This is a genomic window from Poritiphilus flavus (genome assembly GCF_009901585.1).
GTDB classification, from domain to species: domain Bacteria; phylum Bacteroidota; class Bacteroidia; order Flavobacteriales; family Flavobacteriaceae; genus Poritiphilus; species Poritiphilus flavus.
Genome location: NZ_WXYO01000003.1, coordinates 18,853 through 44,817, shown reverse-complemented (window position 1 = coordinate 44,817; position 25,965 = coordinate 18,853). Strand labels below are relative to the sequence as shown.

Genomic DNA, 25,965 nt, shown 5'->3' with positions numbered 1-25,965 from the left:
CTAAAAATAACGAGGATTTTCGTGAAATGCACCCTTGGCATCAAAAGAGTTATCAATAGTTAAATTGGCAAAAGCTATCCATCCAGTTTGTGCTGTGCATACTGCCGCCATTTCTCCACACACTGTTGCATGTCTTCAGGGATCTCGGAATCAAAACGCATGAATTCTCCGCTCAGCGGATGCTTAAAACCCAGAGTTTTGGCATGCAGTGCCTGCCTGGGCAAAACTTTGAAAGCATTGTCAACGAACTGTTTGTACTTGGTGAAGCTGGTTCCCTTAAGAATCTTATCACCCCCATATCTTTCGTCGTTGAACAGGGTGTGACCGATGTGTTTCATATGGACGCGGATCTGGTGTGTACGGCCGGTTTCCAGGGTACATGAAACCAGAGTAACATAACCAAAACGTTCAAGAACCTTATAATGCGTTATCGCTTCTTTGCCCTGGTCCCCATCCGGAAAAACCTGCATTTGCAGGCGATTCCTGGGATTTCGCCCTATGGCCCCCTCTATGGTTCCCTGATCCTCTGAGACATTGCCCCAAACCAATGCGACATATTCCCTTTCGCTGGTCTTATCAAAAAACTGCTTGGCCAAATGGGTCATGGCCAATTCCGTTTTAGCGATCACCAAAAGACCTGAAGTATCCTTATCGATCCTGTGCACCAGGCCCGGTCTTTCATTGGAGTTGACCGGAAGGTTTTCTATATGGTAGAGCAGGGCGTTGATCAGTGTACCTGAATAATTACCATGTCCCGGATGCACCACCATGCCGGCGGGTTTGTTCACTACCAGTAAGGCTTCATCTTCGTAAACAATATCCAGGGGAATGTCTTCGGCTGTTAGCAGAAATTCGTAAGGAGGGTGCTCAAACAATACCTTTACCTCGTCTCCGGCCTTCACTTTGTAGTTCTGTTTGACAATGGTATCGTTTACCCAGATATGCCCGGACTTTGCCGCCTGCTGTATCTTATTCCGGGTGGCATTCTCAATAAAATTCATCAGGAATTTGTCTACGCGCAGTGGTTCCTGACCTTTAGCGGCTACAAATTTGTAGTGTTCAAATAGTTCCTCGTTCGAAGTTTCCGAGGCATTGCCCGTTTCCATAGCCTAATTGGATTCCGCCTTTACCTGTGCGCTATCGGGAATAGTACCATTACCGCAAACCAGTTCAATTTTGGAAGTCTTGGGTAATTTATCGCCCGGGTTGATCCTTTTGCCTTTGTGTTTGATGTAATAGACCATATCCTTACCCAGTTCGTCAATATAGGTAACCCGCTGTACATCGAGCCCTACGGCCCTGAGCATGGAAGCGGCATTGCGCTGGGTAACCTGTATGATCTGTGGTACCGTTACCTGTTTGTAACCCGATGGGTTTACCGTCACGTATATCTTTCTGTTCTCTTTAACCTTATTGCCTGCCGGAGGATTTTGTTCGATAATGGAAAAACGAGGATATTCCGGATTGAAATTGGCCGAATCCAAAACTTCATAACGAAGCTTGGAATCTTCTATCACTTTACGCATCTCGGTGACCGAAAGCTTGGAAAGATCAGGGACCTCCACAAATTCTCCGTGGTTCGTAGAGCGCTTCAACCATTGAAGGGTGAGCAGGGTAAGAACGATCACCGCTAGCAGGGCCAGGCCGATATTGATTAGGAAAACCTTGCTTCTCAAGAAGTTGAACAAATTTTTCATGCATGCGAAATTTACATCAGACAAATATAGGAAATGAACCAGAACTATTCCGGATCGGATCAAGCCAAAGCCGCTTGCCTATATAACCGTAAAAAAGAGTAATTAGTACTCCCAATACAAGGCATTTTTATTTATTTTGGAATGCGGAAGGATTTCGCACCACTGTGGGGCCTGATCCGAGAGCCGAAGTTTTATGAAAAAAAACATTGCCATCATTATGGGTGGGTATTCCAGTGAATACGCCATTTCGTTGAAAAGCGGGAATGTGGTATACCAATATCTGGACAAGGAGAAGTTTCAGGCCTATCGCATTCATATTGCCAGGGAAAAATGGGTCTATATAGATGATCAGGGCCAGGAATATCCTGTGAACAAACACGATTTCACCATAGCACCTGAAGGAAGTACAATTCAATTCGACTGTGTCTTTAATGCCATCCACGGTTCTCCCGGGGAGGATGGTTTTATGCAGGCGTATTTTGAACTGCTCCGAATCCCTCAAACCTCATGCGATCACTATCAGGCTGCGCTTACCTTTAATAAAAGGGATCTTTTGAGTGTCCTTAAGCCTTACGGGATAAAATGCGCGGATTCCTACTACCTCAACAAAGGAGAGGAAATTGATGCTGAGGCAATTATCGCGAAAGTGGGTTTACCCTGTTTTGTAAAGGCAAACCGGGCCGGAAGCAGTTTCGGGGTATCAAAGGTTTTTAAGCTGGAGGAGCTCAACGACGCTATTGAAACAGCCTATAAAGAAGATGACGAGGTGCTGATTGAATCCTTCCTGGACGGCATAGAGGTTTCGGTGGGAGTCATCCGTTACCAGGGAAAAACCAAGGTGCTCCCTATCACGGAAATCGTTTCTGAGAACGACTTCTTCGATTACGAGGCCAAATACGAGGGTAAGTCCCAGGAGATTACCCCGGCAAGGATCTCAAAAGTTCAGGAGGAAAAAGTAGGAAAAGTTGCCAAACAGGTCTATGAGATACTGAAAATGAAAGGATATTCCAGGAGTGAATTCATTTTTGTGGGGGACGAGCCGTTTATGCTGGAAATGAATACCACACCAGGTCTTACTGAAGAGAGCATACTGCCACAGCAAGCGGGAGTTGCCGGTATAAGCCTGGCCGAGCTGTTTGAAAGCGCTATCATTGATGCATTAGCTTAAAATAAGTAACTTTAGTTCACCAACAGACCGAATTTATGAGACGCGCTATCTTTCCCGGCTCTTTTGATCCTATTACTCTCGGGCATTACGACATCATTCAAAGAGGACTACCACTATTTGATGAATTAATTATCGCCATAGGTGAAAATGCTGAAAAGCGCTATATGTTTGATCTGGAGGAACGACAGCGTTTTATCACCGAAGCTTTTAAGGAAGAATCCAAGATCAGGGTGCTTCCTTATCAAGGGCTAACGATTGATTTCTGTAAAAAAATGGATGCGAATTTTATATTACGCGGGCTCAGAAATCCGGCCGATTTTGAATTTGAAAAGGCCATTGCCCATACCAACCGCATGCTTTCCGAAATTGAAACAGTGTTTTTGCTTACCTCTTCCGGAAAATCCTTCATAAGTTCTTCAATTGTTCGTGATGTCATACGAAATGGAGGAGATTACACCGTTCTTGTGCCTGATACAGTACGCCTGAAATAGGCCTGTTCAGGGAATTTATCAACAGTTTCCTGCTCAATTCACAGATGATTTCAAGGACAAAATTCAAGCTCATGTTCAAAAATTGTAGGAATTTACTTGCTTTTTAAGCCAGATTTGCTGAGTATTGCCTATACGAAACCATGTTCACACAACGAGTTTAGGGAAGTTCACAACATTGATTGATCTATGTTGAATAATCAGATTACCTTAGTAAGAAATTACGACAGTATGTTGCGCAGACAACTTACAACAGATGATTATCTCATAAAACAATTGCCCCAGGCTACCGCATTTGTGGACCGCAATCTGAACGTGGTACATGTTTCTGACAAATGGGTGGAATATTTCCGTTTTATGGACTCTGAAGTGGTTGGTAAATCGCTATATGAACTATTTGAGGACCTTAGCCCCAAATGGGAAAGGGTACTTAAAAACTGCCTGAGCGGTAATGGAAAGGAAGTAGGCGTAGAACGCTATATAGGCGAAGACAAGAAGGAGCACTGGTTCGAATGGGTCAATATTCCCTGGTATGACGAAAATGGCGAGGTGATCGGAGTGATCATTCAGACGGAAGATATTACTACCCGCGTCATGAATGAACTAAAACTTGAAAAGCTGCAGATACTACTGACTGAGAAATCGCAGATCGCCAGGATTGGCAGTTGGGAATACAATGCGGTCAAAGACGAATTGTATTGGTGTGATATGACCAAGCGGATCCACGAAGTCCCCGAAGACTACGAGCCTGACATAGACTGTGGCATTCATTTCTACAAGGAAGGATTCAGCAGAAATACCATTGCAATGGCCATAGACCGTGCCATGATACACGGCACACCCTGGAATGAAAAACTGCAATTGATCACCGCAAAAGGACGTGAGATCTGGGTGATTGCCGCGGGTAAACCGCTATTTAAAAATGGTAAGTACGTAGGATTGATCGGAACTTTTCAGGACGTTACGGAACAGGTGCTTTCCGAAAACAAGACCAAAGAAAGTGAGCAATTACTACGAACCGTGGTAGACAATCTGCCACTAAATGTATATATCAAGGACCTGGAATCTAGAAAAGTGCTGGTCAATAAATCTGAATGTGATTTCCTGGAAGTCAGCACTCCGGAGGAATTGCTCGGGAAGAACGATTTCGCATTCTACGACAAGGAAACCGCGGAGATGACTGTAGAGGAGGATCGCAGGGTGATGCAGTCACTGAAACCAGTGCTTGCACAGGAATCCATTTGTGTCCGAAAGAACGGGGAAAGCACTACTTTTTTAACCTCCAAGATCCCATTGATCGGGGATCATGGTACCGCCTATGGTTTGTTGGGAATCAGCCTGGATATTTCAGACCTGAAACAAAAAGAGGAAGAGCTCCGGGACCTTATCAACGTCACCTCTCTGCAGAACAAAAAGCTGATCAATTTTGCCCACATCGTATCTCATAATCTGCGATCACATACGGCTAATTTTTCGATGCTACTTGACTTCCTTGTGGTGGAAAAAAATGAAGAAGAAAAGAATAACATAATCAATATGCTGATAACAGCATCGGACAACTTGTTGGAAACCCTGGACAATTTAAATGAAGTAGTGGCCATCAGCACCAATGTCAACCAGGAAAAACAAGAGGTCTGCCTGAACGAAAAAATCGGGATTGTGAAGGATAATTTGGAAGCCTTCTTAAAGAACAACAATGCTAAAATCATCAATGAGGTCCCCGAAAATACCTGTATTAAAGCTGTACCTGCCTATATGGAAAGCATATTGATGAACTTCATTACCAATTCAGTCAAATACAAAGATCCACACCGGGACCCCGTAGTACGCCTTTCTTTTAGAAAAAGTGATCAATACAGCATTCTAAGCATTGAGGATAACGGGCTGGGTATTGATCTGAACAAGCACGGTGATAAGCTTTTTGGCATGTACAAGACATTTCATGACAAAAGTGATGCCAGGGGCATTGGCCTGTACATCACCAAGAATCAGATCGAGGCCATGAATGGAAAGATAATTACCTGCAGTGAAGTAGGTAAGGGAACTACATTTAATATCTATTTTAATGAAAAAAATTAACCGAATAAGTATTATTGATGATGACCCCATAACCATATTCGGAATCAAAAAGATGCTCGACCACCTGGACATCTGCGATTCTATCTCAACCTACCTGAATGGCAAAGAAGCCATTGACGCTATTAAAGATCTTATTGCTGATAAGCTGGAAGTTCCTGAGGTGATCTTTCTGGATATCAATATGCCCATCATGGATGGATGGCAATTCCTGGAGGAATTCATCTCGCTACCCATCAGGCAAAAGATCCGGATTAACATCGTTACCTCATCCATTGATATTTCGGACCGTGAACAGTGGGAATACTTTAAGACCAAAACACATCACCACCTGGATTACAAGAACAAACCCCTGCGAAGAAAGGAGATCGCTGAAATTACCAGGGCTGCATAAGGAAAAGGCCAATTTTGTTTAATTTTGTGCGATTAAACAAACAGCTCTCCATGAATCGGCTTTTTTTGTTGTTGTTCCTTTTTGGAATTACGGCTTGTGAAACGGCTACCGAAGATAAAGTAGCCAGTTTTAGCACACACTTTGAAACTACTGAGGGACAGGAGACCGCTACCTACCTCCAGACCATAGATTTCTACATCAGACTGGCCAAGGAATTTCCTGAGATCAATATTCAGACCATTGGAGAAACAGACAGCGGGTTTCCACTTCACATTGTCACCTACAATCCGGACGGGGATTTCAATTTTCAGAAGATTGCCGCGGAAAAGGCCATCATACTGATCAACAATGGTATTCATCCAGGGGAAAGCGACGGTATTGACGCTACCATGTTGCTTTATCGCGACCTGGCCACAGGAAATTTAAAAGCCCCGAAGAACACCGTTCTTACTACCATTCCGGTATACAATATTGGTGGCGCTTTAAACCGGAACTCTACAACAAGGGTCAACCAGAACGGGCCTCTTGCATACGGATTCAGGGGAAACGCCCAGAATTACGATCTGAACAGGGATTTTATTAAAAGTGATACCAAAAACGCACGGACCTTTGCCGGGATCTTTCACCTGGTCCAGCCGGATATCTTTATAGACAATCATGTGAGTAACGGGGCGGATTATCAGTACACCCTTACCCATCTTTTCACCCAGCACAATAAACTGGGAGGTGAATTGGGAGAATTCCTCCATCAGGAGCTTATGCCTGAATTGGAAAATTCCCTGGAAGCATCCGGCTGGGACATCACCCCATATGTTAATGTCTTTAACCGACCCCCGGAAAACGGTTTTTCACAATTTATGGATCATCCCAGGTATTCTACCGGCTACACCACACTCTGGAATACCTTTGGTTTGATGGTGGAAACACATATGTTGAAGCCTTATAAACAAAGGGTGGAAGGCACCTATGAGTTGATGTCTAAGCTCATTGAGATCGCAGAATCCAACACAGAAAAGATCAAAGAACTAAGGGAAAATGCCCTGCTTAGGCATCGCGGCTTAACGCACTACCCTATACGGTGGGAGTTGGACACCTTAAAACATTCCCGAATTGCATTCAAAGGTTTTGAGGTAGACACGCTGCTCAGTGAGGTTACCGGCTTTCCAAGACTCAAATACGACCGCGAAAGGCCCTTTACCAAAGAGGTTACCTATCAAAACTACTATAGGCCGAGGGATTCTGTACTTATTCCTGAAGCATATGTCGTAAGAAAGGGCTGGGAGAAAGTGATGAACCATCTGGTACTAAACAATATAGAGTTCAGGGTGCTGGAGAAAGACACTTCCATTGCCGTGGAAGTTTACAGGATAGCGGACTTTAAAACAGTTCGGGAACCCTATGAAGGACATTATCTGCACTACGATACCGAGGTTTCCGCAGAGAAGCGACGAATAAATTTTCAGGAGGGAGATTATATTGTCCCTACAGATCAACCAGGCTTTCGCTATGTCATGGAAACTCTGGAACCAGCGGCTATGGATTCCTTTTTTAACTGGAACTTTTTTGATACCGTATTGCAACAAAAGGAAGATTTTTCACCTTACGCTTTTGAAGATATGGCGGCCGAAATCCTCCGAAATAACCCGGATTTAAACGAAGCCTTTTTAGCACAAAAAGCCACCGATAGTGTTCTTAGCTCAAATTGGTACGCCCAGTTGCAGTGGATCTATCAACATTCTGAGCATTACGAAAAAGCCCACATGCAATACCCGGTTTACCGTATCCTGAAATAGTCCGGGTCCTTAGTCTCCGAAAAGACCTTTGATGTTGGTATAGGAATTCTCCAGGGCTTTCTGGATCTTTTTGGGTCCCTTCCACTTTACCTTTTGGATACCCTCGCTTTTTTGACCTACAAGTTCGCCGCTATAACTTGTCCTCATCGCATACCAATGTACTTCCTTAAGGTGAAATGCCCCGTTCTTTTTGAAGATGTGATAAGTGGTTTTGAGGAAATTCTCAATTTTAAGGCCTTTTACCCCGGTTTCTTCTTCTACCTCGCGTAAGGCACATTCTTCCAGGCTTTCACCTTTATCCAATTTTCCCTTAGGCAGGTCCCATTTATTATTCCGGTAAATGAAAAGTACCTTTCCCTTTTTATTCGTCACTACCCCACCGGCAGCCACTTCAAGCGGGATTTTTTTGGTGAATTTCTTTAAGATCTCCTCGTTATTCGGATGGTAAATATAGGCTTCAGGTAGCTTCTTACTCACCAGGGATTCAATTGCTTGCTGTATGGCCTGGCTGTTCAAAAGAAAATAGTTGCCGTTGACAGTTTCCGACAGTTTATTCGTTAAAACCAAAGGGGCGTCTTTAACAAAAACTTTATACATTTGCGACATGGTTTTAGACAAGGACACCGCTGCAAAAACGGCAGAACTGCTGTTGCAAATTAATGCAATTAAGTTGAGACCAGAAAATCCGTTTAGCTGGGCATCGGGGTGGAAATCTCCTATTTATTGCGATAATCGTATTATACTCTCCCATCCTACAATCAGGAATTTCGTTCGAGAAGAAATGGCCAAGCAGGTAGAAGCCCTGTACGGCAAACCGGATATCATTGCGGGTGTGGCGACCGGAGCTATAGGAATCGGGGTCTTGGTGGCCGAATATCTTGGACTTCCTTTTATTTATGTACGTCCCGAACCAAAATCGCACGGCAGACAAAATCAAATAGAAGGCCAATTAGAGGCAGACCAGACGGTTGTGGTGATAGAGGATCTCATCAGCACCGGTAAAAGCAGCCTGAACGCTGTAGAAGCCCTGAAACAAAGTGGCGCAAACGTCAAAGGCATGATAGCCATTTTCACCTATGGTTTTGAAGTAGCCAGGGCAAATTTTGAAAACAATAATGTGGCGCTGCATACCCTCAGCGATTACGAGAGTCTTATCGAATTAGCTTCTGCTACCAACTACATTCAGGAGTCTCAAATGAATACTCTGTTGGAATGGCGCAAGCAACCCGAATCCTGGCAATCCTAGATTTATGCACATAGAAACAACAGAAAAGTCAATACCCAAGAGCAATAAGGCCGTTTTTGAATTTCTGACGGACCTGAACAATTTTGAAAAATTAATGCCGGAAAGTATCGATAAGTTCCAGCTTATTGATGAAAACACCTTCTTATTCGCGCTTAAAGGTATGCCTGAAATTACTTTGGAGAGGAAAGAGCAGCAACCCTATGACCGAATCGTATTAGGGGCCGCAGGCGGCAAACTTCCTTTTACACTTAGCGCAAACATTCAGGCGGTCTCAGAAAATGAAAGTAAGGTAAGACTGAGTTTCGAAGGTGAATTCAATGCGATGATGGCCATGATGATAAAGTCGCCCATCACCAATTTCATGAATACGCTCTCCGATAATCTTTCGGTTATCCCCTAGTGTAAATCTCCGGAGTATCCCTATTAATACATTAATTGAACTTCTTTAAGGTCGAAGTCCTTAAGGATAAGATCTTCCAGTTCCACCCTTAGTTTACCTTCCGGGGACACACCCCGAATAAAGCCCATGAAGAGTTCCCCCTGAGCATCTTTGAAGGTAGATGGCTTGTCCTTCCTGAACAAAACCTCCTCATAAGCCGGAATGGACTGACAATTCCCCGCTATGTCCAGTTGTTGCAGGTTTGTCTGCAGCTGGTCTAAAATATCCTGTAATAGTTCATCCAAATGTCGGTTCTGCCCCGTAATCAGCTTAAGGGAAGAAACATGGGACAGACCCGGAAATTCCGTTTGATTGACATTAAGACCAACACCGATAATCGAGGCCTGTATTTGTTGTTTTTGTAGGATATTTTCTACTAAAATTCCACATATCTTCGAATTACCTGACAGAATGTCGTTAGGCCATTTAACAAAAAGGTCTGGTATGGGAATTTTTTTCAGGACGGAATATATCGCCAGGGATACGGCAATATTCAGGTGAAATTGATTTTGGACATCAAGATTGTGAAACCTCTTTAATAAACTAAAAGTCAGGTTCTTACCGGGCTCAGACTGCCAGGAAGAACCGCGTTGACCACGACCTTTTAGCTGTTTTTCCGCAACCACCACAACATCTTCTTCGGGGTGATCGTTGAGCCAGAGGTTTTTGAGATATAAATTCGTCGAATCCGTGGCATCAAGTTTGATCAACTGCATGGTATAGGTCTTGTTTTCGTACTACAATGTTATGTTAAAAACAATGGCTAAGAATACAAAAAAATAATAACTTTGTAGAAACTAAAAATTCTGAATGCAGAAAAGGAAAGCTAGTGCAGATGAGCTAATTGCCTTAATCTTACATGGAATAGAAGAAGTAAAAGGACTGGAGATTAATTTACTTGACCTTAGGGATATTGAAAATACCGTTTGTGACTACTTTATAATTTGTAATGGTACTTCCAACACACATGTAAACGCAATTGTAAACTCTATTCAAAAGACCGTAAGCAAAGCTATACAAGATAAACCCTGGCATATTGAAGGTTCCGATAATGCGGAATGGGTATTATTGGACTACGTAAACGTCGTGGTTCATGTTTTCCAGAAACACATAAGAGAATTTTATGATATTGAGGGACTTTGGGGAGATGCCAAAGTTACTCTCGTGGAGAGCAGCTTTAATTCGTAAAAATAAACCATGGCAAAAGATAACAAAACACCCCAGAAGAAACCCCGTTTTAGCGCATGGTGGATCTATGGCCTCATAGCCATCTTACTTATCGGGTTCCAGTTTTTTGGAAGTGGTAATCTGGCCTCTACCAAGAAAACTACAACTTCTGAGCTACAGGAATACCTCAGAAATGGTGATATCACCAAGATATTGATCATCACCAATACAAACCAGGCCAAGGTCTTTCTAAGTGAAGAGGCCTTGCAAAAGGACGTGCACAAAGACGTTTCGGACAAACCTCTGTTCCCTTCCACGGGAATGGTACCTCAGTATGTGCTCGATTACGGGGATCTGCAGATCTTCCAGAATGAGATCACGGAGATCAAAAAGGAGAATAATCTGGATACTATCGTTGAGTTCGACAAAGAATCCAAGTTGTTTACAGACATCATTTTCTCCATTCTTCCCTTTGTATTGATCATAGGGATATGGATCTATCTGATGAGGCGAATGTCCGGAGGAGCAGGTGGAGGCGCCGGAGGACAGATCTTTAACATAGGGAAGTCCAAGGCCAAACTCTTTGATGAGAAAACCGATACCCGAACTTCTTTTAAAGATGTTGCCGGACTCGAAGGTGCTAAGGAAGAAGTAGAAGAGATCGTGGAATTCCTGAAAAACCCGGATAAGTATACCTCTTTGGGTGGAAAAATTCCAAAAGGAGCACTGCTGGTTGGTCCTCCGGGAACAGGAAAGACCCTATTGGCCAAGGCCGTTGCCGGAGAAGCCAAAGTACCCTTCTTTTCGCTGTCCGGATCAGACTTTGTTGAAATGTTTGTCGGTGTGGGAGCATCCCGTGTGAGGGATCTCTTCAAACAAGCCAAAGACAAATCTCCTTCCATAATATTTATTGATGAAATAGACGCCATTGGTCGCGCCAGAGGCAAGAACAATTTCACCGGTTCTAACGATGAAAGAGAGAATACCCTGAACCAGTTGTTAACCGAAATGGACGGTTTTGGCACGAATACCAACGTGATCGTTTTGGCTGCCACTAACCGGGCCGATGTACTGGACAAGGCATTGATGCGGGCGGGACGATTTGACAGGCAGATCTACGTGGATCTACCGGATATCCGTGAACGTAAAGAGATATTTGAAGTACACCTCAGACCCATAAAAACAGCTGAAACTTTAGACCTGGATTTCCTGGCTCGGCAAACCCCTGGCTTCTCAGGAGCAGACATCGCCAATGTGTGTAACGAGGCTGCGCTAATCGCAGCGCGTAAGGAAAAAAAGGCGGTGACCAAACAGGATTTTCTGGATGCTGTAGACCGTATCGTAGGAGGTTTAGAGAAAAAGAACAAGATAATTACACCTGGTGAGAAGCGCACAATTGCGTACCATGAGGCAGGTCACGCCACGGTAAGCTGGATGCTGGAACACGCGGCTCCGTTGGTCAAGGTTACCATTGTTCCTCGAGGGCAATCCCTTGGAGCAGCCTGGTACCTTCCGGAAGAAAGACTTATTGTACGTCCTGAGCAGATGAAAGACGAAATGTGTGCTACCCTTGGAGGCAGGGCAGCTGAGAAAGTGATCTTCAATAAGATCTCTACCGGTGCCCTAAGTGATCTGGAAAAGGTAACCAAACAGGCCCGGGCCATGGTCACTATTTACGGCCTTAACGAGGAGATAGGCAATCTTACCTATTACGATTCTTCCGGACAGAATGAATTCGGTTTCTCCAAGCCTTATAGCGAAGAGACGGCGCAAACCATAGACAAGGAGATCTCCAAAATTGTAGAGGAGCAATATCAGCGTGCTATTAATGTCTTGGAAGAAAACAAAGATAAGCTTACCGAACTTGCGGAACGTCTGCTGGAAAGGGAGGTAATATTCAAAGAAGACCTGGAGAAGATATTTGGTAAAAGACCATTTGAAAAGGAAGAGGTAGAAACAGAGCAGAAAAGCGTAGCCAAAGAAGAGCCCGCGCCCGAAGAATCTGCAAAAGAAAATAAATAAGCACTAAAAACGTTGTTTTTAGTAACCAACATCATTTTAGGTGTAACCAATAGAATGGGGCTTTTTGACAAGTTATTTGGAGGTGGTAAAAAAAAGGTTTCCAAAGAAACTGTGGAAACCAGAGGGGCTCATATGCCCGACCTTCAGATTCCTGTTGATGAAAAATTCACCATTCATTTCAAAAAGAACGGAGGTAAGTTCCTTTACTGCGATTCTTTTTCGGAAGTTTCTCAGGCCTTGAAAAACATTATCCAGGAGAACCAATGGGAAAACCATCCATTTTTTATTCTCAATCCACAACTTGAAAAAAAGTTTTCCAAGGAGAACATTTCCTTTACTGAAAAGACCAAGGATAGCCAGGTTTTTCTTACCACCTGCGAACACCTGGTCGCCCAGAACGGGTCCATTTTGGTTTGTTCTAACCAACTCAAGGAGAAAAAGCTTAACGAAGTCCCCGATAATGTGATCGTTTTCGCCACTACCAGTCAACTTGTAGAGACTATAGGAGAGGGTTTGAAAACGATCAAGAAAAAGTACAAGAACGGAATCCCCGCAAACATTACTACCATAAAGCATTTCCAGGCGAGCAAGGAAAATGCCGATGATTTCCTTACCTACGGCAGCAGCTCAAAACATTTATACCTTTTACTTCTGGAAGACCTTTAACATGAGAGAACTTTTAAGGCGTTTGATAACCGGAGCAGTGTATGTTATCCTTCTCCTGTCTGCGGTCTATTTAAGTTCAGACGCTTTTGATTTTCTTTTTATGGTCTTCGGACTTGCCTGCCTTTACGAATACAAAAGGTTGGTACATCTCAGAGGATATTACATTTTTGTTGCCTATCTGACTTTGTGGTGGGCCTATATTTACTTAATTGGTGATAAAGTATTGATCAACATTTTGATGTTCCTTACGATTACCATTAATTTTGCATTGCTGTTCTATTTGTTCTCAAATAAAAAGCAGCTTTATTACAACTATCAGAAGTTTATTGTCGGGCTTTTTTACATTGGCGGAGGTTGCATTTTTTTAACCATGATCCCCTATAAGGACAATGCCTTCGCACAAAGTTTGATTATGGGTATTTTTATTCTCATTTGGGTTAATGATTCCTTTGCCTACCTCGTCGGAAAGAATCTGGGCAGAACCAAACTTTTCCCTCAAGTCTCTCCCAAAAAGACCTGGGAAGGTACTCTGGGTGGATTGGTCTTTACGCTGGGTGCCGCTTATTTAATGGCCCGCTATGAGCCTATTGTGAGCCCTACCCAATGGTTAATCCTGGCTGCGGTTATCGTAGTTATGGGTAACTTGGGAGACCTCATCGAATCCAAATTAAAAAGGATGGCCGGGGTAAAGGACAGTGGTGCTATCCTTCCCGGACATGGCGGAATGCTCGATAGACTGGACAGTTTGGTATTTGCAGCCCCTTTTGCTTACTTAACACTAACCATTTTTACCTATGTTTCATAAAGAAGGGCAACGCATTATTCTCACCACATTTTTCATCGTCTGTGCAGTAATCCTGATCGCACAATTTTACATCGATATTCCCTGGCTGAAGCTGGGCCTTCAGATCCTGTCATTGGTAGTTCTCATCCTGATACTGCAATTCTTCAGGAACCCTACCAGGGTGGTTGTCAGGGATTTTGATGAAATTCTCGCACCGGTTGATGGGAAGGTCGTGGTCATTGAAGAGGTAGAAGAAAAGGAGTTCTTTCAGGATAAGCGAATACAGGTATCCATTTTCATGTCGCCCATCAATGTACACGTGACCCGCTATCCGGCAAGCGGTGTGATATCCTATTCCAAATACCATCCCGGAAAATACCTCGTGGCCTGGCATCCAAAATCGAGCGAGGAAAACGAACGGACCACAGTAGTGGTCAGAACGCCAAAATTCGGAGATATCCTTTACCGGCAAATAGCAGGGGCAATGGCGCGGAGGATAATAAATTATGCCGAGATAGGAGATCATGTCCAGCAGGGAGAAGACGCGGGATTCATAAAATTTGGGTCACGGGTGGATTTGTTGTTACCTTTGGATTGTGCTATAACCGTGAAGCTAAATCAAAAGGTTGTGGGAGCGAAGACCTGCATAGCCGCATTGGTCTCTAAAGATGAAGAATGAGAAACTACATAAGGAATTTTTAAAGGCCGTAGATGCGGTAAACAATTATACAGACCCACTACCCGCAGACCTACTATTGAAATTATACGCCTACTACAAGATCGCCAACAAGAATCTGAACAACCCGAGAAGCAAAACACCTCTGATCAACGCATTTAAGGCAAACGCATTGATACAGGCTCAAAAGGTGAAACCCGAGGAAGCGATGAAATTGTATATCGATCTAGTCAAGAAAGAGATCCTTCCAAAATCAAAATAGTTCCCTACTCGTAGAGGTCGTCCAGGTCTGCCTTACAAAGCTCCAATAAGAATAGTCCCATTTTTTCCGTTACCGCCTTAAAGAAGCGCTCACCTTTTTCACGACTGGCGAATTCAGGGTTTCCTACCCCGGTATCTTCGCTGATCTCAGACCATTTTCTTTCTGCCCATGCCCATCCTTCGGAAAAAGCCTTTATCCGGTGTTGCTTGGAACGTCCTGTGCCCCAATCTGAACGATCTAAGACCAGCTCCGGTTTCAGATAGAGCACCAGGCTGGTTTCCATTTCGTCCGCATGGTCTCCGCCTTCCTGGAAATAGGCGCTTTTATCCACTACACTCGGCCAGTTGCTGAGACTGATGAACATCTCCGGAAACTTAAGGCCCAATTCTCTAAGTAAGGGCTTGAAATTATTCCCGCCGTGGCTGTTGAAAACCAGTAATTTTCGTATCCCCTGCCTGTTCAGAACCGTAGCGATATCAGACAAAATAGCCAGTTGGGTACTTGGGTTGAGATTGATATCGAGATAGATATCCGGCTGGCCGGTATTCACTCCAAAGGGAATAGTCGGCAGTACTACCACCTTGGCCCCCTGTTCCCAGGCGATCCTGGCTGATTCCGCCGCAAGGGCATCCCCTTCAATAATATCCGTAGCGTAAGGAAGGTGAAAATTGTGTGCCTCTGTAGCCGCCCAAGGCAGTACTGCCAGATCAAATCGCTCTTGTTGTAAGGCCTTCCAATTTGTCTCTGCTAAAATATAAGGTCTTATGCTCATTTTAGATCAATAGGTTGCGCTTTGTGATGTTTTTGGCTCTTTCTCGAAGTAAGTAAAATAAAAACCTCCGAATATGGTGACGAAGAAATAAGTAGCTACCAGTAGGCTACCGGCTGGAATATAGGCGTTGATCCCAAACCAGTCTCCGGTCAGACCGATGAAGCCGAGGCCTGCCAAAGCCCGGAAAAGTTCTAACCAAACCGCATATCTGTCCCGGTCCATCAGAGAGGTATAGCCATAAATCCCCAAAAACACGAAAGCCCCAAAAAGAAGTAGTCCCTGAAAACCTATGGCTCCGTAATTATAGAACATGAAAAGCAGTAGGGCCAGGGTGGTAAGCATCTGAAAAATAGCGTAGCCTTTGAATGCCTTTGAAGCAGGGGTCTCATATCTTTTAAAATCATACACATTTTCAATCTTGGACATGGGGTATTTTTCCCGGACGTCCCGGGGCCTCCAGCCCGTAGGCATAAACCAAATACGCAATTTGTCAGCAATACTATGGGTTCTCCAGGCATCCTTGATTAGCCTCCAGATATGTTGAAAGTTAATTAGTATAGGATTCCAGGTGGCTGCGGGCTTTAATACGCCGTATTGCGGAGGCACATCCTCCAATTCTTCCTGAAAAGTACCAAACCATCTATCCCAGACACAAAGTATCTGCCCCAGGTTCTTGTCTATGTATTCCGGGTTGATCGCATGGTGAACCCTGTGCTGAGAAGGTGTAACGATTAAATACTCCAGCCAGCCCATCTTGCCGATGTGCTGGGTATGGTACCAGAATTGAGCGAATAAATGAATAGGCGCCAAAATAGCGATGACCTGATGAGGGACTCCAAGCAAGGCTGCCGGAATAAGCAATAATGGGAAATAGCCTATCAGATTACTGATGGACTGCCGTAAGGCACAGGCAAGATTAAACTCCTCACTGCTGTGATGTATTACGTGCTGATTCCAGAAAAAGTTGATATGATGACTTAACCTGTGATTCCAGTATCCGGCGAAGTCTATCACTATAAAAGCTACCAGCCAAACCAACCAGCTGGCCTTAATCTCTGTTATTGCCAGATGCTCAAGTAAATAGGGATAGGTTACAATGATCACCCCCAGTCCGAGTGAATCTTTGACAATGTTGGTCAATCCGGAGCTAATACTACTGACGGTATCCAGTACTTTGTGCTTTTGGTTTTTCACAAAATATCCATAGAGGATCTCAACGGCCAGTAATACAATAAAAAAAGGTATGGCGTATAACAATGCTTTAGCGTAGCTCTCCATGGTCTGCTCTAACTTCTATACCAGATAAATGAAAATGCCTTAGTTAAATGGCCCGATCATGATATGTGCCCTGTGTGTTCCCGGATCCATTAACCAGGGCATACCCGGGGAATGTGGTTTGTCTGGCAAGCCCGTGGAACTAGTGGTTGCGAAAGGTGTGTATATAACATAGCGAAACTTCCCATCTTTAAGTTCGCCGGTGGCCCTGTCATAGTTTTCATCCTTTCCAAAAAAGACGTACATCATACTGGGTTCCTTTGGCATTTTCAGTTTCCCTGATTTGATCTCTTCTCCCCTGATCTTCCGTCTTTCTTCCATAGCTATCCCTTCGGCGGCCAGTTCGCGGCCACGCGCCATAAAGGGTTCCAGCTTTTTGGAATAGCAGGAAACGCTTACCCCCTCCTTAGAAGGGTTATCCGCTATACAAACCATATTATTAGTCCCATCTCTCAACACCACCAGGGCACCAAAAGCATCATAACCATAAACCATAGCTCCAGCCTTTTCTTCCTCCGAAAGCGGCAGGGTGGCCGTCTTTATCTGTATCTCCTTGGGGATTAGTTTCGAGGCGTCCTGCGCCGTCAACGCCAAGGGAAAAAGCATCAAAAAGAGTATGGATCTTGTTTTCATTACTATCAGTTTTCCTTAAAGATACACATCTATAAGAAAGCGTCAAAAAATGTCCAAGGGGAGTAAATGGATCCCTTTTATTGGTTCGGGCGGCTATGGTCTGGCAATTTGCCGTCCATAGACTTCGGGGGAACTAGCTATAGTGCTACAGATTTGGCGTTTACCGACCTGCTTTGCCGGTATATAAAATTCGCCCGAACCGTAAAAGGATATGCATAAATAGGATTATAGTCTATGTTGAATTATCGGTCCTATATAAGGACCTCATCTTTTTTCTTATTAACCTCAGAAATCCACTGTATCCGTGCAAAACGATCATTCGGATCATCCTGAACGATCCAGCGGTAACGGGTAACCGTTTTCAAGTGAAGGTCCCTGCTGGTAAGCCGCTGCCATACCAGGTCTACATAAACCTCATACTTGTTTTTTTGGATCGATTGTACGGAGAAATTTTCCGGGTAATGACAACTCATTTTCAGTTGTGTGTAGGTGCTGCTTATCCATGCCTGTAAATCTTCTACAGATGTGATAAAGTCACCATTACCCAGGTCCATCATAAAGCTTTCTGCCAGGATATCCCGAAATACTTTCTTGTCTTCTTCTGCCCTTTCAATCAGAAGCAACCAGTAATGTACCAGTGCTTTGGTCCTGTTGGAAGGGTATGCATCCTGAAATGGAAGCTGCTGTACCGCATCTTTAGCACTAAAGTCGAGCAGCGTAAACTTAGGGAGCAGATCTTTTTCCTGGGAGAGCTCAGTCTTGTATCGTACGGAATAAGACTTTTCCGCACCATCTGGCTGCAACCGCTGATAAGTCACTTCGGCATCCAAGGCCGCAGGTCCGTTTGTAACCCTCTGGAATTGAATATTTTGTACGTGATGAGCCCTTACCTCATTGGCGGATTGAACCAGTTCTTTCGGGAAGTTTTTCCGACCCCGGATTTCACCCCGAAATGATTTTATGATTACATCGTTATCGAGTATTTCCAGTTGATGGCTGTTCTCTACGTCATAATCCCTCTCAAAAAGCTGATACCACCGGTATAGCTGCACTTTTGCTGCATGCTCCAGACTGGTAGGTCTAAGAGACTGCTTTCTGTTCGTCATATTCTTTTCTCCTAAAGCAAATTGCCTGCTCGTAAGTTAAATCTGATAGGTTGCCCGCTGCAAACCTACCAGCACATATACGCGTTAAAATGAACGTTGGTTCATTTAAACCGTAAAATCACGCTTTTATGGCATCCCAACAGATCCCAAAAGATCTGGTAATCACTTCTTCAGTTAGTGCTACATTCCTGACAACCAAATACCTGGAAAGATCATTGGCATATCCGTAAAGCAAGGGGATCAAAAAGTGGTTATCCAACTCTTTAACGATCATTTCTTCTTTACCGGAGTCCAGCATTTTTTCCACATGGCTGATGAACTTTTCCGTCAGTTTACTATTCTCTTCAGAGATCATCGGAGAATATCTGAACTGATCCAGGAAGATCATCTCGTCATTTCTACCGTATCTGAAGCGGATCACACTCTCCCAAATCACATATAATTGCTTTTTGACAGGCAAATGTGTGATGTTCGGAAGTAACTGTATCGTGCCTTCCATCATGATCTTACTGTAAAGAGCATTCAGCAAATGCTCCTTACTTTCAAAATAAATATAAAGGGTTCCACTGGCCAGCTTTGCCTTTTCTGCGATAGCCGACATCCGGAGGCCCGCCAATCCTACTTCACCAATGAGTGCTACGGTCGCATCATATATGGCGGTAACCTTTTTCCCGTCTTTCGGTTTCACGGCGCGAATATAGTAAATGAATATTTATTCACCAATAAAAGCCTGATTTTTAACAAGTTATTGACGAATTTCTACGAAAACGTTTGAGTTGGTACCTGAAAGGTAAATTGTAAAAGTACCGATACTGTAATAAGCGTTTTAAGTTCCTGTCAGGGAAATTTTGTAATTCACTTCCGCTTGAACGGATTTTTCAATGATTTTAAATTGAGGAGTGATTTCCATTTCGCGAAACTCAAGGATTTCGTGGAGCCTATAATCCGATTCCTGCTCATGGGTGCTTGGTTCTTTAGGATACAAAAGGGAGGCCGTCTAAAAAGGCATGTTGTCTGTTCGAGCGCAGTCGAGAACTCAATAAAGTTTCGAATATCAAATACATCTCGACTGCGCTCGATGTGACCAATGCACATACGTTTTTTAGACGGCCTCCCCATTTTAAACCCCTAAGGGGGCTCCCACTCAAATGTTTTAAGCTCTATTGTGGCTTAATATCAATCTTTACCAAATTATATCCTCCTCTTGGATCTTCAAGGTACACCACACCCGGAGGATTATTATAGACCCCTTTACCAAATTGAACGTCCTCTAGTTCGCTAACCCTTCGAACCAAAGTATTGTCATCTTCCGGTCCAGAATCACCACCATTCTGTCGGGGGGCCTGGTAAATTCCAAATCCTACAGCTTCATCCACTTCCGTACCCGCATCAAAAAGATAGGATTCATCGCTTTCAGAAGTACCGGAGAAAGGCGTACCATTTTCATCAAAAAGGGCAACACCATCATTGTTGTAGCTAATGAACCAGTCGTTAGTCTGGACCAACATGGTCGCTATGCCCAACTTATATCCCTGACCCTGAGGGACTTCTATACTAAAAGTCAGACTTCCGCCAGGTCCTATCGGGGCGGTTTCATTACTGGCTGCAACAGGTAATCCCAGTCCGGAAAGGTACTCCACGGCTACGGCATTATTTCCGTCCTCTGCCAGTTCCTCCAGGCCGCTATCGGGCTTCTCGGCTTCACCCTGCGTAAAGAAGGGATCAGCGTCCGAATTAAATGCATAGACCAATCCTGGCGAAAAGACACTTAGAGAAGATGCCAGTCTTAAAGGAGAACCGTTAGACCCGGTTTCCGTGAACCAATCGTATAGCATACCCGGCATTCCATCTTCTGCAATGCGCTCCAAACCAACACCTCTGTCTTCCTCTCCCAAAGTAAAAAAGGGCTCTGGAAGCGCATGTAAAACAGCGATACCAGGAGTTACCACAAATCCATTTGTAGAACTAGGGTCCATTCCCGGGTCCGGTGTATTGATCGCCGTTATTGTAAAGGTAAAAGTACCCGCAGAATTGCCATCTGCTGAAGGGGCATAGTCTAATACGGCTGTAACATAGATCTCCCCGGTGCCTCTGCCAGGTACTAAACGAACACTGGTATCCGGGTCTGCAGGTCCTACATCTACACCTGCCGGTGGGAAGCTGGCCGGGTCGTTGTCCGCTTCAGTTCCAAGATCATACAGGGAAAGCTTATCGGCAATATCAACTCCATTGAGGGCCTGTCCACCGGGAAAAAGGTCTATTCCGGCCAGGTCTGTAGGCGCGAGGAACCAATCGTTGCTGTTCCCCATCATTGTAAGGGGTGAGAATTTAGTCCCTGGAACCGCTTTAAAGCTAAATTGATATTGCGCTCCATCCGCGGTAAGTGGACCCGGATCCGTGGCCCCTACAGGAGTGGTGAAGGTATGTACATTAAGATAGTTGATCACGTTGCTTATAGTAATGTTGAAAGTCGTCAATTGGGCCACGACGTCGTTAGCTTGCCCGAGCGAAGGAATAGACTCCTCCGTCCAATCGGAAGCGGCATCCCCTTCTCCGTCGTATTCAATACTCGACCCGGCTGTGGAGACGGTGGGCACAAAATCGTTTGCTGTCCAGATCCCTGCTTCAACGGCCACGTTCTCCCTGGGGCTGCCTCCGGCACCCCATTGTACAAAATCTACAAGGGCATCTGCACTGGTAAAGGCATCAGAACTATAAAGTCCTAAACCTCCCTCATCGTCCGGCATGGAGTAAGGCAATACCAGGAATTCCCCCGGGCTGAGGTTAATATCTCCGCTTTCCGGGCTAATATTTCCTATTTGTTCATATGTACCCGGGCCAAGGCAAAGCCAGTAGGAGCTCAGATCAGCTTCTAAATCTCCGTTATTATAGATCTCTATAAGGTCACGGCTACCATAGGCTACTTCGTTCAGCACGACGGAAAGTACGTCTTCCATCGGGTTTTCCACAGGGTCTTCAGTATCCGGCGGATCCACGGCCTCAACCGGGTCAATTGCGTCATCTTCGGAGCAGGCGGCCAATAAGGCTACCAGCGCCAAAGCTTTTAACAGATTCTTTTTCATAACTTAATTTTTAGATTAATAATTTTTTGTCAAAACTACTATCAACCTAAATCTGAAAACGGTGATAAACGTCACCAAAAACTGTTAAGCCTGTACTAAATGCTGTTACTTTTTCGTGAACTTTAAAGTTCAACCAGCTCAATATGACGCCGGTGTTGAAGCAGGAATCCGTCTTTTTCCAGTTTTTTTGTGATACGGGAAATGACCTCCCTGGAGGTCCCGAGATCCGTAGCGATGGTTTGGTGTGACAGATGGATATCCGCAGAATTGCGAAGCCTGGATTTGTGAAGTAAGTACTTGATCAAACGATCTTCAATCCCCAGACAGACAAATTCTTTAGCGGTTTGCAAAAGGTCCTCGAAATTGCGCTGAAAATCCTTGATAATGATACGGCTGAAAGAAGGGTACTTTATGAACCATTCCTTAACCTTTGCCAGGGGTAGGCAAAGCACACAGGTATCTTCTTCAGTGACCGCTGAGAATTGCAATGGTTTGCGATCAAAAAGATGGTTAAAACTAAGAATACAGCTGTCCCCGGATTGAACGTAATACAACAGGAACTCTACCCCGTCTTCTTCGGCATATAATTTAATGACGCCCTTGAGGATGATCGGCAAAAAATCGATATAAGCGCCTTGTTTGACCACATAGGCTCCGCTATCAAAACTAAGGTAGTTACCGTGTTCCAGAATTTCATTGTAAAGCATCTGTTCCAGCGAAGGGAAACATTGTTTCAAATACCTGAATTCTTTTGGTTCCATAAATTCATGAATGAGTAATTCCTAAAGGTGCAGGCTTAAGAGCCTCATCTGTTTGTTTTATGATGACTTGTAAAATGTGAAGATCAAATTGGTATTGGTGTCTAAATCTATAGACGTTCCAGAGACCAAAGCCTTACGGCCCAAGCTTCAGATTTACCTTCTACCTCAAAAATTTATGCTAAAAACTACTCCAGGCTGGACAAGCTTTTTTCCAGGGTTTCTATCTTGGCCTCGGCATCCGCGGCCTTCTTTTTCTCTATAGCCACCACTTTTTCCGGAGCGTTGTTTACGAAACGTTCGTTAGACAGTTTCTTTTGTACGGATTGCAGGAAACCACGAGTATAATCCAGTTCGTCCTTGATCTTTTTGATCTCTGCTTCCAGGTCCACGGCTCCTGAGATTGGCACAAAGTATTCATTGCTCTTTACCCGAAAAGCGAGGGCCCCATCTACGGCCTGATCTACTTCCGTGATCTCCGATATGTTCGTCAGTTTTTGGATCACAACATTCCAATCTGATGCTAGCTTCTCGGCATTCAAAACGGAAAGTTCCAAAGCCTCTTTCATCGGAATGTTCTTTTCTTTGCGAATGGTTCGGATACCGGAGATAACCTCTGCGGCAAATTCAAAGCCAGAGGTAAGCAGTGAATCTGTTTTTCCTACTTCAGGCCATTGAGCAACGATCAGAGCTTCCTCAGGGCTTCTTTTGGCAATATGCTGCCAGATCTCCTCAGACAAGAAAGGCATGAAAGGGTGCAAAAGCTTCAGATTCAGCTCGAACAGCTCGATCACTGAATCATAGGTCCTCTGGTCTATGGGTTGCTGATAGGCTGGTTTTACAATTTCCAGTAGCCAGGAACAGAAATCGTCCCATACCAATTTGTAAATAGCCATTAAGGCATCTGAAATACGGTACTTCTCAAAGTGATCTTCAATTTCCGCCAGGGTTTTGTTGAATTTTGCGGAGTACCAGTCTATTCCCTGCTTTGCAGCTTCTGGCTGTGGCAGTTCTTTTATGTCCCAACCTTTTACCAAACGGAAAGCGTTCCATATCTTATTGGCAAAATTCTTGCCCTGCTGACAAAGCGCTTCATCAAACAGCAGATCGTTTCCGGCAGCAGAACTCAATAAAAGTCCAACTCTTACCCCATCCGCACCATAATTGCCGATCAGTTCAAGAGCATCTGGGGAATTCCCAAGGGATTTAGACATTTTTCGTCTTTCTTTATCCCTTACAAGGCCTGTTAGATAGACGTTTTCATAAGGGCGTTCTCCCCGGAACTGATAGCCTGCGATGATCATTCGGGCTACCCAAAAGAAAAGTATATCCGGAGCGGTGACCAGGTCACTGGTCGGGTAGTAATAGTTTACTTCTTCGTTATCCGGATCAAGTATACCCCCAAAAACACTTATAGGCCATAACCAGGAAGAAAACCAGGTATCCAGTACATCCTCTTCCTGCCTTAGATCTTCAGCTTTTAGGGATTTCTCCATTCCTGCATCGGAAACGGCCATTTGAGCCTTTTCCAGGGCTTCCTCAGCCCTTTCTGCCACTACAAAGTCCTGTGGGCCGGGACCGTAATAATAGGCTGGTATTCTCTGGCCCCACCACAATTGCCGGGATATGTTCCAATCCCGGATATTCTCCATCCAGTGACGGTATATATTTTCAAACTTTTTGGGAAAAAGCTTTACCTCTCCCGTTTTAAACACCGAATCCAGGGCAGGTTTAGATAATTCCTTCATTTTAAGGAACCATTGTTCCGAAAGCCTGGGTTCTATTACGGCCTTGGTTCTCTCTGAAGTCCCCACTTTGTTTACATAAGGTTCTGTTTTGGTGAGATAGCCCTTTTCTTCCAGCTCTTTTACGATCTCTTTACGCGCCACAAACCTGTCTTTACCCTCGTAATGCAGTCCATAAGCGTTCAGGCTGGCATTGGCATTGAAGATATCGATGACTTCCAATTGGTGTTTATCGCCCAATTCCTTGTCATTCTCGTCGTGAGCAGGTGTTACTTTAAGGCAGCCGGTCCCGAAATCCATGGTTACATACTCATCCTCAATGATAGGAATTACCCTGTCACATATTGGAACAATCGCCTTCTTCCCCTTTAAATGCGTGTATCTTTCATCATTCGGGTTAATACAAACGGCGGTATCTCCCAGGATCGTCTCAGGACGGGTGGTAGCAATGGTTACTTTTTCATCTGTGCCCTCAATAGGGTATGATAAATAGTACAACAAGCCCTGTTTTTCTTCGTAGATCACCTCTTCGTCAGAAAGTGTGGTTTGGGCCTCGGGGTCCCAGTTTACCATTCTATACCCCTTGTAAATATGCCCCTTGTTGTAGAGGTCCACGAATACTTTTATGACAGATGCTGACATATCGTCATCCATAGTGAACTTAGTGCGGTCCCAATCGCAGGAGCAGCCCAGTTTTTTGAGTTGTTCCAGAATCACCCCTCCGTATTTATGGGTCCAGTCCCAGGCGTGTTCCAAAAACTCCTCCCTTGAGATATCTTGCTTGGATATCCCCTCTTCCTTGAGTTTAGCTACCACCTTGGCTTCTGTAGCGATAGAGGCATGGTCCATACCAGGTACCCAGCAGGCATTCCTGCCCATGAGGCGGGCGCGGCGGATGAGCACATCCTGAATAGTGTTGTTTAGCATATGTCCCATATGCAGAACTCCGGTAACGTTTGGAGGCGGAATTACGATGGTATATGGCTCTCGTTCATCCGGAACGGATTGAAAATAGCCGTGCTTCAACCAGTAGTCATACCAGCGATTTTCAACCTGTTTGGGGTCATATTTTGACGGAATATCCATGATTTCGGTACAGTTTTTGTTTAAGCTCTGCGGACATGAAAAACTGACTATCGCCCCAAAATGTTAAACTTGCGATAATCAGTATGAAATTGTCTGAGTGAAATACGAAACAAAAATAAGTAACGTTAGTAGATAACAAAAGAATTTTGGATGTTGAAGCTAAAACTTCTACATTTGAGATTCACCCAAAACCAAATATGATGAAAAAAGTAGTATTATTAGCATTTGTTGGCCTACTTGCGCTAAGTGTTAAAGCACAGGATCAAACTGCTAAAATTGAATTTAAAACGGAAACCATAGATTACGGTGAGATCGCCAAGGGAAGTGATGGCGTTCGATCTTTTCAGTTCACCAATACAGGAAATGCACCTTTGATCATTAGTAAGGTAAGTTCCAGTTGCGGATGTACTATCCCTAAAAAACCCGAAGATCCTATTTTACCAGGAAATACGGGAGAGATCCAGGTGAAGTACGATACGAAGAGAGTTGGACCTATTCGCAAGGCTATAACCGTAATATCTAACGCAGATACACCTACCAAAGTCCTAAAGATCAAAGGAGAGGTAAAGGCTGTTGACGGAAAATAAACAGTGTATTATAGCTGTAATCAAAACCCTGGTCGAAAGATC

General features: G+C 44.2%; 26 protein-coding genes. 14 read left to right on the top strand and 12 right to left on the bottom strand.

Translation table 11 applies throughout. The features are described 5' to 3' along the window. Nucleotides 1-74: 74 nt before the first annotated feature. Both GTQ38_RS07175 and GTQ38_RS07170 read right to left on the bottom strand, forming a co-directional pair. Entirely contained in the window at nucleotides 75-1,106 is a 1,032-nt protein-coding gene (locus GTQ38_RS07175; protein ID WP_161434824.1) for an RluA family pseudouridine synthase, read from the bottom strand. A 3-nt stretch (nucleotides 1,107-1,109) separates the two neighbouring features. Further along, nucleotides 1,110-1,697, bottom strand: coding sequence for a PASTA domain-containing protein (locus GTQ38_RS07170; RefSeq protein WP_161434823.1), 588 nt, complete (start codon nucleotides 1,695-1,697; stop codon nucleotides 1,110-1,112). A gap of 193 nt (nucleotides 1,698-1,890) precedes the next feature. Between GTQ38_RS07170 and GTQ38_RS07165 the strand changes: the two genes are divergently transcribed. The 5 genes from GTQ38_RS07165 (at nucleotide 1,891) to GTQ38_RS07145 (ending at nucleotide 7,616) form a co-directional block, all read left to right on the top strand. Beyond that, nucleotides 1,891-2,865, top strand: coding sequence for a D-alanine--D-alanine ligase (locus tag GTQ38_RS07165; RefSeq protein WP_161434822.1), 975 nt, complete (start codon nucleotides 1,891-1,893; stop codon nucleotides 2,863-2,865). 35 nt (nucleotides 2,866-2,900) lie between these two features. Then, complete coding sequence (gene coaD, locus GTQ38_RS07160; protein WP_161434821.1) at nucleotides 2,901-3,356, top strand: pantetheine-phosphate adenylyltransferase; 456 nt, start codon at nucleotides 2,901-2,903, stop codon at nucleotides 3,354-3,356. Nucleotides 3,357-3,584: 228 nt separating this feature from the next. Continuing rightward, a complete protein-coding gene (locus GTQ38_RS07155; protein ID WP_161434820.1) occupies nucleotides 3,585-5,432 on the top strand; it encodes a PAS domain-containing sensor histidine kinase in 1,848 nt (615 codons plus the stop codon). Further along, nucleotides 5,419-5,823 carry a response regulator gene (locus tag GTQ38_RS07150; protein ID WP_161434819.1) on the top strand — a complete coding sequence of 135 codons (405 nt, stop codon included), beginning with the start codon at nucleotides 5,419-5,421 and terminating at the stop codon, nucleotides 5,821-5,823. The genes GTQ38_RS07155 and GTQ38_RS07150 overlap by 14 nt, the downstream gene beginning before the upstream one ends. A gap of 50 nt (nucleotides 5,824-5,873) precedes the next feature. Beyond that, complete coding sequence (locus GTQ38_RS07145; protein WP_161434818.1) at nucleotides 5,874-7,616, top strand: M14 family metallopeptidase; 1,743 nt, start codon at nucleotides 5,874-5,876, stop codon at nucleotides 7,614-7,616. A 9-nt stretch (nucleotides 7,617-7,625) separates the two neighbouring features. On the opposite strand, the gene GTQ38_RS07140 is transcribed toward GTQ38_RS07145, so the two are convergent. Then, nucleotides 7,626-8,213 (bottom strand): NUDIX hydrolase, encoded by a 588-nt coding sequence (locus GTQ38_RS07140; protein WP_161434817.1) that lies wholly within the window; start codon nucleotides 8,211-8,213, stop codon nucleotides 7,626-7,628. Nucleotides 8,214-8,220: 7 nt separating this feature from the next. Between GTQ38_RS07140 and pyrE the strand changes: the two genes are divergently transcribed. Beyond that, on the top strand, nucleotides 8,221-8,862 hold the full coding sequence (gene pyrE / locus GTQ38_RS07135; protein WP_161434816.1) for an orotate phosphoribosyltransferase: 642 nt from the start codon (nucleotides 8,221-8,223) through the stop codon (nucleotides 8,860-8,862). 4 nt (nucleotides 8,863-8,866) lie between these two features. Next, a complete protein-coding gene (locus tag GTQ38_RS07130; RefSeq protein WP_161434815.1) occupies nucleotides 8,867-9,262 on the top strand; it encodes an SRPBCC family protein in 396 nt (131 codons plus the stop codon). Between the two features lie 23 nt (nucleotides 9,263-9,285). Here GTQ38_RS07130 and GTQ38_RS07125 read toward each other — a convergent pair whose 3' ends face one another. After that, the gene (locus tag GTQ38_RS07125; RefSeq protein WP_161434814.1) at nucleotides 9,286-10,017 is read right to left on the bottom strand and encodes a biotin--[acetyl-CoA-carboxylase] ligase; all 732 of its coding nucleotides are present in this window, start codon (nucleotides 10,015-10,017) and stop codon (nucleotides 9,286-9,288) included. 94 nt (nucleotides 10,018-10,111) lie between these two features. Here GTQ38_RS07125 and rsfS point away from each other — a divergent pair, with 94 nt between their 5' ends. From rsfS to GTQ38_RS07095, 6 genes are read left to right on the top strand one after another with little or no spacing between them, the layout of a single operon-like run. Next, complete coding sequence (rsfS, locus tag GTQ38_RS07120; RefSeq protein WP_161434813.1) at nucleotides 10,112-10,489, top strand: ribosome silencing factor; 378 nt, start codon at nucleotides 10,112-10,114, stop codon at nucleotides 10,487-10,489. A gap of 9 nt (nucleotides 10,490-10,498) precedes the next feature. After that, a complete protein-coding gene (gene ftsH / locus GTQ38_RS07115) occupies nucleotides 10,499-12,490 on the top strand; it encodes an ATP-dependent zinc metalloprotease FtsH (RefSeq protein WP_161434812.1) in 1,992 nt (663 codons plus the stop codon). Between the two features lie 54 nt (nucleotides 12,491-12,544). After that, entirely contained in the window at nucleotides 12,545-13,156 is a 612-nt protein-coding gene (locus tag GTQ38_RS07110; RefSeq protein WP_161435188.1) for an LUD domain-containing protein, read from the top strand. A 1-nt stretch (nucleotide 13,157) separates the two neighbouring features. After that, the gene (locus GTQ38_RS07105) at nucleotides 13,158-13,961 is read left to right on the top strand and encodes a phosphatidate cytidylyltransferase (RefSeq protein ID WP_161434811.1); all 804 of its coding nucleotides are present in this window, start codon (nucleotides 13,158-13,160) and stop codon (nucleotides 13,959-13,961) included. After that, nucleotides 13,951-14,619: a phosphatidylserine decarboxylase family protein gene (locus tag GTQ38_RS07100; RefSeq protein ID WP_161434810.1), complete on the top strand. Its 669-nt coding sequence runs from the start codon at nucleotides 13,951-13,953 to the stop codon at nucleotides 14,617-14,619. The genes GTQ38_RS07105 and GTQ38_RS07100 overlap by 11 nt, the downstream gene beginning before the upstream one ends. Next, nucleotides 14,609-14,878 carry an acyl-CoA-binding protein gene (locus GTQ38_RS07095; protein WP_161434809.1) on the top strand — a complete coding sequence of 90 codons (270 nt, stop codon included), beginning with the start codon at nucleotides 14,609-14,611 and terminating at the stop codon, nucleotides 14,876-14,878. Before GTQ38_RS07100 ends, GTQ38_RS07095 begins: the two co-directional genes overlap by 11 nt. Nucleotides 14,879-14,882: 4 nt before the next feature. Here GTQ38_RS07095 and GTQ38_RS07090 read toward each other — a convergent pair whose 3' ends face one another. From GTQ38_RS07090 to GTQ38_RS07055, 8 genes are all read right to left on the bottom strand, one after another. Then, a complete protein-coding gene (locus GTQ38_RS07090; protein WP_238857844.1) occupies nucleotides 14,883-15,650 on the bottom strand; it encodes a creatininase family protein in 768 nt (255 codons plus the stop codon). Between the two features lie 6 nt (nucleotides 15,651-15,656). Continuing rightward, nucleotides 15,657-16,928, bottom strand: a complete 1,272-nt coding sequence (locus tag GTQ38_RS07085) for a sterol desaturase family protein (RefSeq protein ID WP_161434808.1) — start codon at nucleotides 16,926-16,928, stop codon at nucleotides 15,657-15,659. Nucleotides 16,929-16,967: 39 nt separating this feature from the next. Next, complete coding sequence (locus tag GTQ38_RS07080) at nucleotides 16,968-17,558, bottom strand: hypothetical protein (RefSeq protein ID WP_161434807.1); 591 nt, start codon at nucleotides 17,556-17,558, stop codon at nucleotides 16,968-16,970. A 251-nt stretch (nucleotides 17,559-17,809) separates the two neighbouring features. After that, nucleotides 17,810-18,664: a hypothetical protein gene (locus GTQ38_RS07075; RefSeq protein WP_161434806.1), complete on the bottom strand. Its 855-nt coding sequence runs from the start codon at nucleotides 18,662-18,664 to the stop codon at nucleotides 17,810-17,812. A gap of 118 nt (nucleotides 18,665-18,782) precedes the next feature. Further along, nucleotides 18,783-19,352: a TetR/AcrR family transcriptional regulator gene (locus GTQ38_RS07070; protein WP_161434805.1), complete on the bottom strand. Its 570-nt coding sequence runs from the start codon at nucleotides 19,350-19,352 to the stop codon at nucleotides 18,783-18,785. Between the two features lie 472 nt (nucleotides 19,353-19,824). Then, a complete protein-coding gene (locus GTQ38_RS07065) occupies nucleotides 19,825-21,747 on the bottom strand; it encodes a spondin domain-containing protein (protein WP_161434804.1) in 1,923 nt (640 codons plus the stop codon). Nucleotides 21,748-21,869: 122 nt separating this feature from the next. Next, nucleotides 21,870-22,508 carry a Crp/Fnr family transcriptional regulator gene (locus GTQ38_RS07060; RefSeq protein ID WP_161434803.1) on the bottom strand — a complete coding sequence of 213 codons (639 nt, stop codon included), beginning with the start codon at nucleotides 22,506-22,508 and terminating at the stop codon, nucleotides 21,870-21,872. Between the two features lie 185 nt (nucleotides 22,509-22,693). After that, the gene (locus tag GTQ38_RS07055) at nucleotides 22,694-25,336 is read right to left on the bottom strand and encodes a valine--tRNA ligase (RefSeq protein WP_161434802.1); all 2,643 of its coding nucleotides are present in this window, start codon (nucleotides 25,334-25,336) and stop codon (nucleotides 22,694-22,696) included. A 197-nt stretch (nucleotides 25,337-25,533) separates the two neighbouring features. Between GTQ38_RS07055 and GTQ38_RS07050 the strand changes: the two genes are divergently transcribed. Next, entirely contained in the window at nucleotides 25,534-25,923 is a 390-nt protein-coding gene (locus GTQ38_RS07050) for a DUF1573 domain-containing protein (RefSeq protein ID WP_394350962.1), read from the top strand. The last annotated feature ends 42 nt before the right edge of the window (nucleotides 25,924-25,965 follow it).